The sequence below is a fragment of the Clostridium sp. AF34-10BH genome (assembly GCF_003478095.1).
Taxonomy (GTDB): domain Bacteria; phylum Bacillota; class Clostridia; order Lachnospirales; family Lachnospiraceae; genus Acetatifactor; species Acetatifactor acetigignens.
In genome coordinates, this window is sequence record NZ_QUEC01000008.1 from 43,117 (window position 1) to 59,399 (window position 16,283).

Sequence of the window (16,283 nt, forward strand, 5' to 3'; positions counted from 1 at the left end):
CATTTGTCACAGAACCGGAACAGATCATCTTCCCAAACTTATTCAGCGGGTACGGAAACACCTTCTACCAGCTCATCCAGTGCTGCCTGGATACCAGCTTCATCATCAGCCTTCAGCTGACCCTGAGCTACTTTCTCACCGAAGGTAGCAGCGGGATCCCAGTACTTACCACCAACAATCTGAACTACACCATAAGCGGACTGCTCAGACAGAGCTGCAATAGCGGTATTGGAAGAAACTTCCTCGGAACCTGCTATGTTGATATTGGAAGGTCCGATCTCTCTCTCTGCGAAACGTACTGCCTGGTTGTCTTCGTTGGTGATCCAGTCAGCCAGCAGAGTTGCCCATCCTGCATTTGCAGAATACTTGTTAACACCTACCAGTTTGAAGCCTGCTACAGAGCCCTGCTGGATCTGCTTGTCGCCACAGGTATAGGTAGGAAGCTTGGTAGCTGCGTAGCCATCACCAAAAGCGGTCTGAGCTGCAGCTGCATCCCAGGTACCGGAAACTACTGCACACAGATCACCGGAAGCGATCTGGTTAGATACGTCACCATCAGCGATCGGAAGGAATGCGCTGTTGCCGGTGATGTTCAGCATAGCCTGTACCACCTGTACACCGGTAACGCCATCAGCGCTGGTGCCGTTCCAGTCCATAGCAGTGCTGCCGTCATCATTCAGTGCGGTAGTGAAGCCTGCACCATAGAAGAAGGAAGCGTTATACCAACCGGAAGCAAGAGTCATACCAACCTTCTTGCCAGCCTTATCAGCTGCTGCAAGTAAGGTATCCCAGCTCTGTGCATCTTCGGGAGTTACTAAAGTGGAATTGTAATATAAGAAATAACCGTTATCAGCACTCATAGGGAATGCATACAGTGTGCCGTCCTTGGTTGCTGCATCTACAGAACCGGGAGCATTTGCGCTCTTAACATCAGCTACGCTCTTGCCTGCATAAGCTTCCAGAGCTGCATCCATTTCATCAACGGACTGCAGGGCACCTGCATTTACCAGATCGATCAGCTGATCAGATGCGAAAGCATACACATCAGCAGCAGCCTCAATATCGGCTAAAACAGTATCCTTAGCTGTGGACTCGGATTCGGTACCAAGCTGGATATCGAAGTTTGCATAATCTGCATAATGCTCCTTGAAGGAATCGATCATGCCCTGTAACATGGTCTGATCTTCCTCAGCACCCCAGATTCTCAGGGTAACGTCCTGCTTCTCAGCGGGAGCGGTCTGCTGTGCAGCCTCGGTGGTGGTTGCTGCTGCAGAAGTTGCTGTGGTATCTGTTCCGGCATTTGCAGAAGCATCAGAGTTTCCACAAGCTACCAGAGAGAATGCCATAGTCAGTGACATTGCTAAAGCGACTAACTTTTTCATTTTGTTATCCTCCTGTTTTGTTTTGCAAGTTTGTGCGTATTGCGCAACCGCTTGTCTACAATAATAGTTTAGCAACATTTCCTTATGTTGTCAATTTATAATAATGACTGATATTGAGATCTAAAATTGTGCACTTTGTACAAGTGCGTTTTGAAACCATTGATTTTACTGGGTTTTCTGTATATCCAATTTCTTCAAAAATTCAATTTTTACCCTTGTATTTTGAAGTTTTTTTGGAAAACGTTTTTCTAAATTATGTCTTGTCATTTCAAGATCAGCCCTTCGTGGACTCTTTCAGGATGATTTCATAGTCCAGAAGTGTCTTGTCCGGAACCGTTTTCCCGTGAATCATGTCCAGCAGCACCTGGCAGGATCTTCTGCCCAGCTCTGTGATATTGAATTTCAGCGAGGTTATGGTAATCGGATAATTTTCCAGAATACGACTGTAATGGCAGGATGCCACTTTCATCTGATCCGGGATCCGCACACCCATGTGAGAAAGCTTTCTTACCACCTCATCGCAGATGTAGTCATCCTGGCACAAAATACACTCCACACCGCTCTTTTTCAGCTCTTCCACGGCCTTTTCCACCATAGCCTTGCTGCTCAAGTCCGTGTAGACCAGATCCGGATTCAGCTTGCGTTTGCCTTTGCGGTAAGCTTCCTCATAGCCCTGATATCTGCAACGGTTGACCATCTGATCCATATCACTGCCCAGATATGCAATATTCTGTATGCCCTTGGCAAACAGTACCGTCACCAGTTCTCTGCAGGCTCCCACATTGTCGTGGTCCACCTGTACCACATCATCGTCAGGGATTTTTCCCACTGCAACGAAAGGAATCTGCTTCTGTTTCAGGAATTTTACATATTTATCGTTCTCATAGGTCCTGGTAAGGATCATTCCGTCCACTTTCCGGTTTTTGATCAGCCGCTCCAGCGGTCTGGTATCGTTTCCATTCGTCGTCACCACGATAATATCGTAGTCATTGGCCTGCGCCACCTCTTCCACACCGTACATACAGGTATGGAAAAAGGGGATATCCACCAGGGTATTGACCTCCGGCAGGATAATTGCGATATTATTGGTCCTGGACTGTGCCAGGCTCTGTGCTGCCGCATTGGGATAAAAGCCATGTTCTTCTATGTAGTCGAGAATCCGGTCTCTGGTAGCGGCCCCAATACGGCCTTTCCCTGAGATTGCCCTGGAAACCGTGCTGGCAGACACCCCCAGTTCTCTCGCTACATCATGAATCGTCATCGCCTTGTCATTCTCTGAATGATTGTTCATATCAAGTCACGCCTTTCCGTGACCTGCAATCCTTGGATTGCAGACACACTATTCTCCCCATCCTTTGCGCAATCCGTTTTTTTCATATCATTTTATTGCCATTTTATGCGCAAACGATTGTTCATGTTTATAGTAGCATCTTAAGATGTGGCTTTCAATGCACCTTTTTACACAAATTCCCTTTTTATTTCTATACAATAGTTACAAAAGGGCAGGTTTTTCTGAAGTTATTTAAGCTATTTTGCAAGGATCCGCTTCCGGAACTGTTTCCATTTTTTCTAATTGTGCTGATTTTCAGGAAAGCTATCCGCCACGCACAGTTTCCCATATCCCACCCGGTCATTGGGGTATTCTGTCTCTCCCCGCAGGGGTCTTGCGCCTTTTCTGAGACAGGCTTTGACCTTTTCTCCGTAGAGGAAGGGATCATTCCCCTGCACGATCCCCCATTCCATCAAAAGCGCTGCCGCACCACTAACAATGGGCGCTGCGAAGGAGGTGCCGGTCACGGGAGTAAAACTGCCGTAGACATTCGGAGCCTGGATATTCACACCGGGAGCCACAAGATCCGGCTTGGTCAGTCCCGCAGCAGCCACACCAATGGTTCTTGTGCTATCCGCATAGCCTCTGCCGGAGAAATCGGCATAGGTATCATAGACCTGGTCATAGGCTCCCACGGTGATCACCTTGGCTGCGGTAGACGGAATGGTCAGTGTCACCTGGGGTGTGGCACGGTAGAATCCGGTACTCTCCCCGATTCCGCTTCCCGCTGGGAGATACAGATAATATTGTCCTGTCACGGTCACTACCGGTTCCAGCCGGATTGTCCAGATCCCTGCATTGATGTAGCTTCCCTCTGCCGGGATCATGTCCAGATAGATTTCCTGTGCCACCGCATAGGGCAGAGGCTCTCCCAGATAAACCAGTATTCTAGTCTGTTCCAATTCCAGCGTGTATTTTCCTCCCTGGATATTTGTGGACAATTCTGCTTTCTCACCTCCCGGGGCCTGCAGTCTTATCCGGAACACATCGCTGTAATTTTTCCATAGCTGTATGTTCAGGTTTCTCTCATAATTGCCCACAGCCAGTTCCACGCGGCCGTCCCTTGTTATATTGCCGGCAAAATGTCCTCTGGCGGCTCCTTCGTTGCCGCTGCCCACGCATATCACCGTCCTGCCGATCTCCGAAGCATTGTCCAGGAACCTCTCCAGCAGAGAACTTCCATCGTGGGAACCGTAGCTGTTGCCGAAGCTCAAATTGATGACAAGAGGCATATTTAACTGTCTGGCTTTCCGCAGCGCATAAGTAACGCCTCTCATAATCTCCGTGGTCCGGGGAAAACCTTCCTCCCTGGGAAGTCCCAGTTTCACGATGATCAGTTCCGCCTCCGGGGCTGCCCCGGTATAGAGACCGTCCGCACTTCTCCCGGCGGCAATCCCTGCCACTGCCGTTCCGTGGCCGGTCAGATCCCTGCTGGGGATCAGGCCGTACCGTTCCAGAACACTGCTGTTCAGTGCCCGGTTGATTTCCTCCTCCGTATATTCAGTCCCGATGGGAAATCCATCCGGTGTCCTCCCATATCCCGTATCGCCCGTTTCCTCCGGCGCTATCTGATTCTGTGGCAATGTCGGATTCCGCAGCGTCTCCTGCTCCCGTGATGCGGCCTGCTTTCCCGGAATTGTCTGATCCCATGGTATCGTCTGATCCCATAGATACCGTATCCTCGTACTGCCATCTGCCTTGCGGAACACCTCCAGATCCCAGGTGATCCCGGAATCCAATACAGCCAAAAGAACGCCCCTTCCATTCAGAAAAGGCGTTCTTCTTGTCACCGGTGGAAAGCAGGATGCGCCGTCCGGATCTGTCTGCTGATAGTAAAACCGCTTAGGCTTCTCCACATACTCGATCTCCGGAGTCTCCGATACGGTATCTACCAGTGTCTCCGGTACCGTAAGGATCGCATATCCGGCAATCAGCTCTTCCACCACAATATTCTGTTCCCGCAGTCCGTCCAGACTGCCATGATATTTTACGATCAGCTCCCAGCTGCGACTCTCCGCACTGTAACCGACATTCAGACTTTCCGTCTGTTCCCGTTCTTCCTCCGGGGTCTCCAATGCAAGATTCAGGATGTTTTCCAGTTTCTGGTCCATGGGCACTCCCCATTACTTCCGCTTCTTACATCTTATGTCCCATGTGGGAAATCATTCCGGAAAAGTCAGGTCTTACGCCTCTTTCGGAATCTGTCCATCCACATGAAGGATATGGTTGATCAGCCAGTCCGTCAGGTAGTTCAGAATATCCATGATCTGCTCATCCTGATTCCCTTCATCTTTCTCATGCTGATCAATAAATTCATCCAGTTTCTTGATAAATTCCTGATGCTGGATCTTCTGGGTAAAAATCTTTTTGTACTGGATGGATTCCATATACGCTTCTTCATCTGAAAAATGTTTTACGGTATAATCACGCAGTTTTTCCAGAATTGCATCAATCTTGTCATACTTGTCCGGTGTAAACTCTTCCTGCAGCAGTTCGTATGCTTCACTGGCATAGTCAAACAACTGTTTATGCTCCTGATCGATCATGTCAATTCCAATATAGTATTCCGGTTTCATTTCAAACATAACTTCAGCCTTCTTTCGTATCTTTTTTGTATCTTTTCCTGTATCCTAAATATGCACTTTTCGTGCAGAACTTTCAAGTGCTTCCACGCTTTTTATACTTTTTTAAGAATTCCCGCTGCCAAAATCATTCGCCCCAGAATTCCTTCAGCACCCGGACCGCATATTCCGTATCCTTCATACCTGCTGTCTCCACAGCGGAATGCATGGCCAGCTGAGGCAGTCCGATATCCACGCTGGACACTGATACATGTGCGGTGGAAATATTGCCGAGAGTGGAACCTCCCGCAATGTCGGAGCGGTTGGCATAAGTCTGGTAAGGTACCTTCGCCCGTTCGCAGTAATCCTTCATCTTTGCTGCCGAAATACCGTCAGTGGTGTATTTCTGGCTGCCATGATATTTAATGACGATTCCGCCGTTTAGATACGGGCGGTTGGCAGGATCTGCTTTTTCGGGATGGTTGGGATGTACCGCATGGGCATTATCCGCAGAGATCAGGAAGCTGTCTGCCACCCAGCGCAGATAGCTGCTGTGATCCGCCTGCAATCCTTCCGCGATCCGCTGTAAAATATCTTCCAGAAAAGTGGAATCTGCACCCTGTCTGGTACCGCTTCCCACCTCTTCATTATCGAACACCGCACAGACATTGATATACTCTGCCGGAGTACTCTCCGTAAATGCTTTCGTCAGGGCAAAAGCGCTCTGCAGATCATCCAGTCTGGGAGACAACACGAATTCTCCCTTTGCTCCTATCATTTTTCCTTCCTGTCTGGTGTACAGGAACAGGTCTTCTCCGAGAATCGTCTCAGCATCCACGCCTGCCGCTTCTGCTGCCAGCGCTGCCAGTGTGGGCTTCTCTACTGTTTCCGGCTGTTCCTCCGCATTCTCCGATGCGGTCTGTGCATCGTATGTAGTATGTGTATCATATTCGTCAAATGATACGTCCGCAAGCAAAGGCAGCAGATCCACCTGGGGATTGTACTCCACACCCTTGTTCATTTCCCGGTTCATATGGATGGCCACATTGGGGATCACACAGAGATCTCTGTCGATATTCACCAGTCTGCCCTCGATACCGTTCCCGTTCTTCACAGCCAGTCTGCCAGCGACGGAGAGTGGTCTGTCCAACCAGGTGGACAAGATCATGCCGCCGTATTTTTCGGTGTTCAGACGCAGATAATGCTCCTCCACGGTCAATTCCGGCTTCTCTTTGATCTTAAAGCAGGGGGAATCACTGTGGGCTGCTGCCATATGAAAGCCCCTGATGCCGACCTCCTTTTCCGGAATCACAAACGCAATAACGGAAGAATCATTGCGCTCCGTATAATACCGTCCGCCCTTTTCCAGTTTCCATTCTTCCTTTTCCTGTAACTGCTGAAAGCCTGCTGCCTCCAGCATCCTTCCGATATTGGCCACTGCATGAAAACAGGTAGGACTTATTCTTATAAATTCCAGCATCTCCTGTGCTGTCTTCCGAAAATCATTCATTCTGTTCACTTCATCCTTTCCCGGGCCGTCTGTCTGCCTGCGCTGTTCGTGCCCGGAACCATTAGCGTTCCGCACGCATGGGATTATTGAGGAAATCCTCATAAGTCAGACGGATACCTTCTTCCAGCTCCGTCGTATAATGGTAGCCCAGGCTTTCCAGTTTGCTGACATCCAGAAGCTTTCTGGGAGTTCCATCCGGCTTGCTGGGATCCCATTTGATCTCCCCAGTATAACCTACTACCTTCGCTACCAGTTCCGTCAGTTCCCGGATGGTCAGTTCCTTGCCGGTTCCCAGATTCACTGTCTCATCGCCGCTGTAGGTATTCATCAGATACACGCAGGCATCTGCCAGATCATCCACATAGAGAAATTCCCGCAGTGGGGTTCCTGTTCCCCAGCAGACTACTTCCTTTGCGCCGGATACTTTTGCCTCATGGAAGCGGCGGATCAGCGCCGGAAGCACATGGCTGTGGGTGGGATGATAATTGTCGTTGGGCCCGTACAGATTCGTGGGCATGACACTGATATAATCGGTTCCGTACTGTCTGTTCAGGAACTCGCAGTATTTCAGTCCGGAGATCTTCGCCAGTGCATATGCCTCATTGGTTTTCTCCAGCTCAGAAGTCAACAGGCAGCTCTCCTTCATAGGCTGCGGTGCCATACGGGGATAGATACAGCTGCTGCCCAAAAACATCAGCTTCTTGCAGTTGTTCTGCCATGCCGCATGGATCACATTCATCTCCAAGATCATATTTTCATACATGAAATCCGCCAGTGCCTCACTGTTGGCCATGATGCCGCCCACCTTGGCTGCGGCCAGGAACACATAGTCCGGCTTCTCCCTGGAAAAAAATTCCTCCACGGCAACCTGTCTGCACAGATCCAGTTCCTTATGGCTGCGGGTGATGATATTGGTATATCCTTTTCTCTGGAGTGCTCTACAAATAGCACTTCCTACCATACCCTTGTGGCCGGCTACATATATTTTTGCGTCTTTTTCCATGATATTACAGTACTTCCTCTCTTTATTTCTCCTGTTATTCCGCGGTTTCCTTCAACACTACCGCTTCAGCCTTTGCCAGCTTCAGATCGTGCTCTGCCATCAGACGGCACAGTTCCTCGTAGCTGGTTCTCTGGGGATTCCATCCCAGCACCGTGCGGGCCTTCGTCGGATCTCCCCACAGATTGACCACATCCGTGGGACGGTAAAAGGCCTCGCTGACCTCCACCACCACCTTGCCGTTGGCCTTGTTGATTCCTTTTTCATGGATACCGCTGCCCTGCCATTCCAGTTCGATTCCCACATAATGGAATGCCAGTGTGGTAAATTCTCTTACGGTATGCTGTACACCGGTGGCAATAACGAAGTCCTCCGGCTTGTCATGCTGCAGCATCAGCCACATGCATTCCACATAGTCCTTCGCATAGCCCCAGTCTCTCTTGGAATCCAGATTGCCCAGATAGAGTTTATCCTGGATACCGCAGGCGATTCTGCCGGCTGCCAGTGTGATCTTACGGGTAACGAAAGTCTCTCCCCGGCGCTCGGATTCATGGTTGAACAGAATGCCGTTGACTGCGAACATATTATACGCTTCTCTGTATTCCTTCACGATCCAGAAGCCGTACTGTTTTGCCACCGCATAGGGGCTGTAGGGATGGAACGGGGTGTTCTCATTCTGAGGCACTTCTTCCACTCGGCCATAGAGTTCGGATGTGGATGCCTGATAAATACGGCAGGTCTCGGCCAGTCCCACCATACGCACAGCCTCCAGAATCCGCAGCACGCCCAGTGCATCTACATCTCCGGCATATTCCGGTGCCTCAAAGCTTACCTGTACATGGCTCTGCGCTCCCAGATTGTAGATCTCATCCGGTCTGACTTCTCCGATGATACGTACCAGACTGGTAGAATCCGTCATATCTCCACCGTGGAGAACGATCTTATCCTCCCGGATCAGATGGTCGATACGACCGGTATTGCTGATGGAAGATCTGCGGATCAGTCCATGCACTTCATATCCTTTTTCCAGCAGGAACTCTGCCAGATAAGAGCCGTCCTGTCCGGTAATTCCTGTAATTAATGCTTTTTTCATTCTTTGTCCTCGTCTTTCTCTTCAGCTGCTTACGGCTGAAATACAATAGCGTGGGCGCAGGCATCTGCCTTATCCTGTCCACAGAATACACCGGCGATCGCCAGTCCGAAGGGGATGGAAGTCCCCATTCCGCGGGAAGTGATCACGTTACCGTTCACTTCCACGGGGCCTGCAGTCACAGCCGCACCTTCCAGATGATCCTCGAAGCAGGGATAGGCGCATGCTCTCTTTCCCTTCAGGATTCCTCTGTGTCCGAAGATACTGGGAGCCGCACAGATTGCCGCAATGTATTTTCCCGATGCATAAAAAGCATCGATCTGCTGCATCAGGGGCTCACAGGCCTCCAGATTCTTCGTTCCCTGTCCGCCACCGGGCAATACCAGACAATCATATTCCTCAAAATTCACCTGGGACAATGTCATATCCGCAGTCACCGGAATCTTATGTGATCCCATCACCTGTTTTTCTTCCGTAATGGACACCATATCAATGGTCAGTCCACATCTGCGGCAGATATCCACTACCGTCAGACCTTCTATTTCCTCAAACCCATTTGCCAGAAAAATCGCTATCTTACTCATGGTTTTCCCTCGCTTTCCGTTTTGTTTTCTGTCTCATTTGCAAGTCATATACTCTGACTTTGCACAGTTATGATTAGTATACACAATTTGGAAGCGTAATTCAATTCCCAGGGGCAGATATTTGCAGATTTCACTGTATTTTCAAGGAAAATCATGTTATACTAAAGAAGTGTTTTTAAGTCTTAATTACAGAAGCGAGGCATTAGTATTATGGAAATCGAGCGAAAGTTTACCCTGAAATCCTTACCCGACAATCTGGAAAGCTATCCTTCTCATCATATCGAGCAGGTATATCTGAATTATAATCCTGTGGTCAGAGCCAGAAAACAGGATGATGAATATTATCTCACTTACAAAGGCAGCGGCATGATGGCCAGAGATGAGAGCAATCTTCCGCTGAACGAGGCATCTTATTATCATTTACGGGAAAAAGCCGATGGCAGCGTAATCTCCAAAAGACGCTATCTGATCCCTCTGGAGCATCCCGGATTCAAAGAAGGCTTTCCCACTCCTCCGGCAGATTATTCCCTGACCATCGAGCTGGATGTTTTTGATGCCCCCTTCGCCCCTCTGATCATGGCAGAAGTGGAGTTTGGAAGTAAAGAAGCAGCAGAGGCTTTCGTCCCTCCCGCATGGTTTGACAAAGATGTCACCTACTGCAAGGAATACCACAATTCCTATCTGGCTCTGGAGCTGCATCACGCTCCGGAAAATTCCTAAAATGTAACTGCAGTCATTCAAAATGCACGGTAATTCCCCATCGGGAATCCCGTGCATTTTATTTTTTCTGTCTATACCACTGTAAAACAGCGGATACTTTCTTTCAACTGTCCCACTGCACCGGTCAGATCATCCACCGCATAGGAAATATCCTTCATCTCCTGCTGTAATCCCCGGTTGTTGTTCTTTACCACCGCCAGCTTTTCCGTACTGTCCTCCACGGTTGCTTCCATCTGTGAGTTAGCACTATTGACATTCTGCAGTACCGACAACAGTTCATCGATCTTCTGTCGGAATTCATTCATCATCTCATCCACATGATCCGCAGCCTCATGATAATTTGTGCCCGTATCCTCCAGAGCATCGTAATCTCTCATGACTCTGGTATTCATAAAATCCAAAAGTTTTGTAGCATTTTCGGAAAGTTCTTCCACGCTTTCCACTACCCGGTTACTTATCTCCTGGATATTATTGGCTGACTCTCTGGAGCTGTCTGCGAGCTTGCGGATCTCCTCCGCCACGACTGCGAATCCCCGGCCTGCTTCTCCTGCTCTGGCAGCCTCGATAGACGCATTCAGTGCCAGCAGATTCGTTGTTCCAGCAATTCCCAGGATTTCTTCCGTCAGTTCCGTGATCTTGTGGATCTGCCTGCTGTTGGCGATGGACTCCGTCATTGCCGTGTCGATCTCCTTCATCACCCGGGTTGCCTCCTGCTTACTCGCCACCGCCGTTGCCTTCATTTTTCCGGCCCTATCCTTGATATCCGCCGCATAATTGCGTCCATCCTGTGCCACCTCCAGCATGTTCTCCACCGTGGTATCCAGCACCCCGGTATCCTGTTGCACCCCTCCGATAGCCTCCGTGACAGACTGCATGCCACCAGCCATCACTCCCAGCTTCTGGGTGGTGTCCTCCGCGGTGGCATTTACCTTTTCCACATTGGAGATAATACCGGTCTGTTTTTCCTCCATATGTCCGCAGCTCTCGGTAATCGCCCTTATGATGGTCTGCATCTGCGCCACCAGATCATTGATGGCCATGGATAATCTGCCGACTTCATCCCCCGATTTCACCCGGATCCGTCTGGTGATGTCACCTCTGTTATTGCGAATGCCCTCCACCAGTTCATCCACCTGCCTCGTAGCATATTTCACCGGACCGATGACCCAGATCCGCAATCCCAGCATGATCACCACGACTACTGCAAGCAGTACCAGACTTGCCACCGCCACAATCATGGGCACTCTGGCCGCACGCTGCTCCATCTGTCCCTGTGCCTGTGCCATCTGCTCTCCGGTGATCTCCAGCATCTGATTCATATAACTTTCAATATGTTCATTGAACATCGGCAGATTCGATGTGGCGGACACATAGGCCTGCGTCTTATTCTCTGCACTGGTGACCAGCAGACTCTCCACGGTCTTTTTGTATTTTGCCAGTTCCGCAGAAGCACTGTCAAACGCCTCTCTCCGGGCATCCCCCTCAGACAGCAGTCCTTCGAACTCCGTCATCTGTTGTTCCATATCAGTGATCTCCTGCAGGATCTTATCCGACAAATTATCCATTGTCACACTGTTGGTGGTCATGACATGGGTCAGCACCTGCCCGTTAATGTAAGTAAACTGTCTGGAAAGCTCCGAGATTTTCTCCTGTTCAGCCACCTGACCGGCCACGATTTCATCGTTGGTTACAATGACCGATTGCAGTGTCTGCACCAGCACTCCCATACAGCTGAGTGCAGCAACTGCCAGCAGCAGTAAAAGCGTCACGATCTTGACTCCGATCCCGACTCCTTTTTTCTGCTTTCCTTCCCGCTTCTTCCGTTCTTTTCCCTTATTCATGCTCTTCTCCTCCGCCCAATACCATCAAAAGGGCCTGCAGCGCATATGCACCGGGCCCTTTTGATTAGATATGTAGAAATTAATTCTTGGCAATTAATTTTCCACCACGTTTGGATACAACATCGAAGATAACTGCTGCCAGAAGTACCAGACCCTTGACTACCTTCTGCATATTCTGATCGACACCCATCAAAGACATACCCAGGTTAATAACACCCATCAGTACAGCACCTACGATAACTCCGGGTACAGTTCCGGTTCCGCCGTATGCGGAAGCACCGCCGATGAAGCAGGAACCGATGGCATCCATTTCATAGTTCTGTCCGTATGTCGGCTGTGCGGAAGTCATACGTGCAATGGTTACCATACCAGCTAACGCTGCCAAGAATCCCATGTTCATATAAGCCAGGAAATAAACCTTGTTGGTATTGATACCGGATAATTTGGTGGCCTTCTCATTACCGCCCACTGCGTAGAAATAACGTCCCACAGTAGTGTTGGAAGTGATGTAACCATATACCATGATAACAATCAGTACCCAGATCAATACGCTGGGAATACCTTTGTGCTGTGCCAGACGATAGCTGAATGCCAGGATCACTGCAGCGATCACTACGATTTTGCCGATCGTGGAACCCATGCTGGGAGCTTCGTATCCTTTTTTCACCTTGTCGGCTCTATTCTTCAGCTGTAACACTGCAAAGATCACTGCAGCGATCACACCGGCAAATACACAGGTCAGATTGATGGGACCATTACCGAAGAAATCGGGAATATAACAGTCAGCACCGCCACCGAACAGATTTACGAATGTAGTGCAGTCCTTAATGGATACGGTCATACCCTGCAGGACTACGTTGCTTAATCCTCGAAAAGCCAGCATGCCGGCCAATGTCACGATGAAAGGCGGGATTCTCACATAAGCGATCCAGAAACCCTGGAAAGCACCGATCAGTGTACCGATAGCAAACATGATCAGAATAGCCAGCCACATGTTCATTTTCATGTTGACCATGAGTACCGCTCCGATGGCACCGACGAAACATACAACAGATCCAACGGACAGATCGATGTTACCGCCGGTCAGGATACATAACAGCATACCGGTTGCCAGAATAAACACATATGCGTTCTGCGAGATCAGACTGCTGACATTCATGGGAAGCAGGATTGCTCCTCCGGTTCTCCATGCAAAAAATGCCGTAACCACGATCAGTACGAGGATCATGGTATATCTTTTTATAAAATCGAGGCCCTTTGTTTTATTCATGCCAATGCTCCTTTCTTACCGGCTGATAATATCTTGGACATGATAAGCTCCTGTGTTGCCTCACTGCCCGCCAGTTCTCCTACTATTTTTCCTTCGTTCATTACATAGATCCGGTCACACATGCCAAGGATCTCAGGCAGCTCCGAGGAGATCATGAGAACCGATTTTCCTTCTGCCACCAGTTGGTTAATGATGCAGTAGATTTCGTATTTTGCACCAACATCAATACCTCTCGTCGGCTCATCCAGGATCAGGATATCCGGATCTGTGAACATCCATTTTGCCAAAAGTACCTTCTGTTGATTACCGCCGCTTAAGTTTCCTACATTCTGCTCCACAGTTGGACATTTCGTATTCAGTTTGTTCTTGTAGTCTACCGCCACATTGTACTCTTTGTCTTTATCAATAACAGTATGTCTGCTGATGGCATCCAGATTTGCCAGAGTTGTATTAATCTTGATCGGGTTGCTCAGAATCAGTCCGTTGCCCTTTCGATCCTCCGTCACATATGCCAGATGATTTTTGATGGCTTCCTGTACAGTATTCAGCTGTACTTTTTTGCCGTTGATATACAGTTCGCCGCTGATATTGGAGCCATAGCTTTTTCCGAACAGGCTCATTGCCAGTTCCGTACGGCCCGCACCCATCAGTCCAGAGATACCTACTACTTCGCCTTTTCTGACATTGAGGTTAACGTTATCCACTACCTTACGGTCTGAGTACAGCGGATGATGTACCGTCCAGTCTTTTACTTCCATCAGGACCTCTCCGATCTTCGGCTCTCTCTTCGGGAATCGGTCAGCGATCTCTCTTCCTACCATTCCTTTGATGATCCGGCTCTCGGTAATATCATCTTTTCCCTTCACAAGCGTTTCGATGGTAGATCCGTCACGAATGACTGTGATCTTATCTGCCACATAAGAAATCTCATTCAGCTTATGAGAGATGATGATGGATGTCATTCCCTTTTTCTTGAGTTCCAGCATCAAATCTAACAGTGCTTTGGAATCTGTCTCGTTTAAAGATGCTGTAGGCTCATCCAGAATCAGCAATTTAGCGTTCTTTGCCAACGCCTTTGCAATCTCTACCAGCTGCTGCTTACCTACACCGATATCTTTTATCAATGTCTGGGGGCCTTCCTTCAGGCCTACGGTCTTTAACAGTTCCGCCGCCCTGGCATTGGTTTCATTCCAGTTGATTTTGTACTTATGTCCCCGTTCATTGCCAAGGAACATATTCTCCCCGATGGTCATATAGGGGATCAGCGCAAGTTCCTGATGAATAATAACGATACCTTTTTCCTCACTGTCCTTGATCTTGTCGAATTTGCAGATCTCACCATTATAGATGATATCGCCTTCATAAGATCCGTACGGATAAATACCGCTCAGTACATTCATAAGTGTGGACTTTCCTGCGCCGTTCTCGCCTACAAGGGCATGGATCTCTCCTTCTTCCACCTGCAGGTTTACATTGTCAAGTGCTTTTACACCGGGGAATGTTTTGGTTATATTTTTCATTTCCAGTAATATCTTTGCCAATGGTATCCCTCCCAAGTCTTGTTTCCACATTATCTAATCAAACATTTAAAATCTTATTCTTGCTTTACCCATGAATACAGCAGGCGGGAAACGCCCGCCTGCCGTAAGGATCCTTACAGATCCGTGTTATTATAAATTACTGTAAATCTGCCTCTGTATAGTAACCGGAATCGATGAGCAGTTCTTTGTAGTTGCTTGCATCAGCGAATACGGGCTCACACAGATAGGAAGGAATAACGCCGGTACCATTGTCGTAAGTTGTGGTATCGTTGACAGGTGCCTCGCCGCCCTTCATAACAGCGTCTACCATCTCTACAACCTTGGATGCCAGAGTACGGGTATCCTTGAAGATGGACATGGACTGCTTACCGGAGATCATGTTCTTAACGTTGGGCTTATCGCAGTCCTGACCGGTAATGATAGGCCACTCGCCGGTGTAGTTAGCTTCCAGAGAGTTAGTTACACCCAGTGCAGTGGAGTCGTTGGAGCACAGAACGGCATCCAGCTTAGTTCCGTCTGCATAGTTAGCGGAAATGATAGCGTCCATTCTGGACTGTGCGGTCTCAGTAGACCAGTTAGCGGTTGCAACGGTTTCGAAATCGGTCTGTCCGGATTTTACTACCAGCTTACCTGCGTCAATGTAGGGCTGCAGCACATCCATGGCACCACCGAAGAAGAATCTTGCGTTGTTGTCACCGGGATCACCGGTTACCAGCTCGATATTGAAAGGTCCTGCTGCATTGTCCAGATCCAACTGATCTCTGATGTATTCACCCTGTTTCGTACCTACCATGTAGTTATCGAAGGTTGCGTAATAAGTAACTGCATCGGAGTTCATGATCAAACGGTCATATGCGATAACCGGAATGTCTTTTTCCTTTGCCTGCTCCAGAACGGTTCCAAGAGAGTCACCGTCGATGGATGCGATGACCAGAAGTTCGCAGCCGGAGTTGATCATATTCTCGATCTGGGATACCTGTGTGGGAATATCGTTAGATGCGTACTGCAGATCTACATCATAGCCTGCTGCCTCCAGCTGAGCCTGCATGTTGCTACCATCCTGATTCCATCTCTGCAGATCCTTGGTGGGCATTGCTACACCGACCTTACCGCCGCCTGTTGCACCAGAAGTCTCTGTCTTTGCTTCTGCGGAAGTCTCCGTCTTTGCTTCTGCGGAAGTCTCCGTCTTATTGTCCGTTGCCGGTGTGGTTGCCTGCTGTCCCCCATTGGATCCACATCCTGCAAGCATTGTAACAGCCATGGCTGTTGCCAGAAGTGTGCTTAATAATTTCTTCCTCATAAAAAGTAACCTCCCTTGTTTGGTTTGTTTTTGTTGACAAGTAGAGAATACCATAGATCAAATAGCATGATTTTATGACCTTCTGCACTTTTCTGTGCTGTCCGGAAGTCAAAAATAAGCTGTGCTAGCAATATTTTGTCTGCAAGCACAGCTA

Annotated in this window: 13 protein-coding genes; 1 reads left to right on the forward strand and 12 read right to left on the reverse strand. The window is 48.9% G+C overall.

Annotated elements, in window-relative coordinates; genetic code table 11:
• Window positions 1-38: 38 nt before the first annotated feature.
• The 8 genes from DWZ61_RS07590 to DWZ61_RS07625 form a co-directional block, all read right to left on the reverse strand.
• On the reverse strand, window positions 39-1,382 hold the full coding sequence (locus tag DWZ61_RS07590) for an extracellular solute-binding protein (protein ID WP_243026372.1): 1,344 nt from the start codon (window positions 1,380-1,382) through the stop codon (window positions 39-41).
• A 274-nt stretch (window positions 1,383-1,656) separates the two neighbouring features.
• Window positions 1,657-2,673, reverse strand: coding sequence for a LacI family DNA-binding transcriptional regulator (locus tag DWZ61_RS07595; RefSeq protein WP_118503541.1), 1,017 nt, complete (start codon window positions 2,671-2,673; stop codon window positions 1,657-1,659).
• Between the two features lie 278 nt (window positions 2,674-2,951).
• Window positions 2,952-4,823 carry a S8 family peptidase gene (locus tag DWZ61_RS07600; protein WP_118537949.1) on the reverse strand — a complete coding sequence of 624 codons (1,872 nt, stop codon included), beginning with the start codon at window positions 4,821-4,823 and terminating at the stop codon, window positions 2,952-2,954.
• 72 nt (window positions 4,824-4,895) lie between these two features.
• Window positions 4,896-5,297 (reverse strand): bacteriohemerythrin, encoded by a 402-nt coding sequence (locus DWZ61_RS07605; protein ID WP_117465911.1) that lies wholly within the window; start codon window positions 5,295-5,297, stop codon window positions 4,896-4,898.
• Between the two features lie 124 nt (window positions 5,298-5,421).
• Window positions 5,422-6,783, reverse strand: coding sequence for a M18 family aminopeptidase (locus tag DWZ61_RS07610; protein ID WP_118503594.1), 1,362 nt, complete (start codon window positions 6,781-6,783; stop codon window positions 5,422-5,424).
• 61 nt (window positions 6,784-6,844) lie between these two features.
• On the reverse strand, window positions 6,845-7,789 hold the full coding sequence (locus tag DWZ61_RS07615; RefSeq protein ID WP_279220484.1) for a GDP-L-fucose synthase: 945 nt from the start codon (window positions 7,787-7,789) through the stop codon (window positions 6,845-6,847).
• A gap of 31 nt (window positions 7,790-7,820) precedes the next feature.
• Window positions 7,821-8,876 carry a GDP-mannose 4,6-dehydratase gene (gene gmd, locus DWZ61_RS07620; protein WP_117465913.1) on the reverse strand — a complete coding sequence of 352 codons (1,056 nt, stop codon included), beginning with the start codon at window positions 8,874-8,876 and terminating at the stop codon, window positions 7,821-7,823.
• A 29-nt stretch (window positions 8,877-8,905) separates the two neighbouring features.
• Window positions 8,906-9,457: a DJ-1 family glyoxalase III gene (locus DWZ61_RS07625; RefSeq protein WP_118537950.1), complete on the reverse strand. Its 552-nt coding sequence runs from the start codon at window positions 9,455-9,457 to the stop codon at window positions 8,906-8,908.
• A gap of 210 nt (window positions 9,458-9,667) precedes the next feature.
• Here DWZ61_RS07625 and DWZ61_RS07630 point away from each other — a divergent pair, with 210 nt between their 5' ends.
• Entirely contained in the window at window positions 9,668-10,177 is a 510-nt protein-coding gene (locus DWZ61_RS07630) for a CYTH domain-containing protein (RefSeq protein WP_117465915.1), read from the forward strand.
• A gap of 71 nt (window positions 10,178-10,248) precedes the next feature.
• On the opposite strand, the gene DWZ61_RS07635 is transcribed toward DWZ61_RS07630, so the two are convergent.
• The 4 genes from DWZ61_RS07635 to chvE all read right to left on the reverse strand — a co-directional run bounded on the left by DWZ61_RS07635 (window position 10,249) and on the right by chvE (window position 16,129).
• The gene (locus DWZ61_RS07635; RefSeq protein ID WP_118537951.1) at window positions 10,249-12,018 is read right to left on the reverse strand and encodes a methyl-accepting chemotaxis protein; all 1,770 of its coding nucleotides are present in this window, start codon (window positions 12,016-12,018) and stop codon (window positions 10,249-10,251) included.
• Between the two features lie 79 nt (window positions 12,019-12,097).
• A complete protein-coding gene (gene mmsB, locus DWZ61_RS07640) occupies window positions 12,098-13,288 on the reverse strand; it encodes a multiple monosaccharide ABC transporter permease (protein ID WP_117465917.1) in 1,191 nt (396 codons plus the stop codon).
• The gene (mmsA, locus tag DWZ61_RS07645) at window positions 13,285-14,829 is read right to left on the reverse strand and encodes a multiple monosaccharide ABC transporter ATP-binding protein (RefSeq protein WP_117465918.1); all 1,545 of its coding nucleotides are present in this window, start codon (window positions 14,827-14,829) and stop codon (window positions 13,285-13,287) included. Before mmsA ends, mmsB begins: the two co-directional genes overlap by 4 nt.
• Window positions 14,830-14,965: 136 nt before the next feature.
• Window positions 14,966-16,129 (reverse strand): multiple monosaccharide ABC transporter substrate-binding protein, encoded by a 1,164-nt coding sequence (gene chvE, locus DWZ61_RS07650; RefSeq protein ID WP_118537952.1) that lies wholly within the window; start codon window positions 16,127-16,129, stop codon window positions 14,966-14,968.
• Window positions 16,130-16,283 lie beyond the last annotated feature (154 nt).

Bases quoted from the DNA above. Each gene is read 5' to 3' on its own strand.
- DWZ61_RS07600 (WP_118537949.1), bottom strand. From the start codon at position 4,823: ATGGACCAGAAACTGGAAAACATCCTGAATCTTGCATTGGAGACCCCG.
- DWZ61_RS07630 (WP_117465915.1), top strand. From the start codon at position 9,668: ATGGAAATCGAGCGAAAGTTTACCCTGAAATCCTTACCCGACAATCTG.
- DWZ61_RS07595 (WP_118503541.1), bottom strand. From the start codon at position 2,673: ATGAACAATCATTCAGAGAATGACAAGGCGATGACGATTCATGATGTA.
- DWZ61_RS07590 (WP_243026372.1), bottom strand. From the start codon at position 1,382: ATGAAAAAGTTAGTCGCTTTAGCAATGTCACTGACTATGGCATTCTCT.
- DWZ61_RS07610 (WP_118503594.1), bottom strand. From the start codon at position 6,783: ATGAATGATTTTCGGAAGACAGCACAGGAGATGCTGGAATTTATAAGA.
- DWZ61_RS07635 (WP_118537951.1), bottom strand. From the start codon at position 12,018: ATGAATAAGGGAAAAGAACGGAAGAAGCGGGAAGGAAAGCAGAAAAAA.
- gmd (WP_117465913.1), bottom strand. From the start codon at position 8,876: ATGAAAAAAGCATTAATTACAGGAATTACCGGACAGGACGGCTCTTAT.
- mmsB (WP_117465917.1), bottom strand. From the start codon at position 13,288: ATGAATAAAACAAAGGGCCTCGATTTTATAAAAAGATATACCATGATC.
- DWZ61_RS07625 (WP_118537950.1), bottom strand. From the start codon at position 9,457: ATGAGTAAGATAGCGATTTTTCTGGCAAATGGGTTTGAGGAAATAGAA.
- DWZ61_RS07605 (WP_117465911.1), bottom strand. From the start codon at position 5,297: ATGTTTGAAATGAAACCGGAATACTATATTGGAATTGACATGATCGAT.
- chvE (WP_118537952.1), bottom strand. From the start codon at position 16,129: ATGAGGAAGAAATTATTAAGCACACTTCTGGCAACAGCCATGGCTGTT.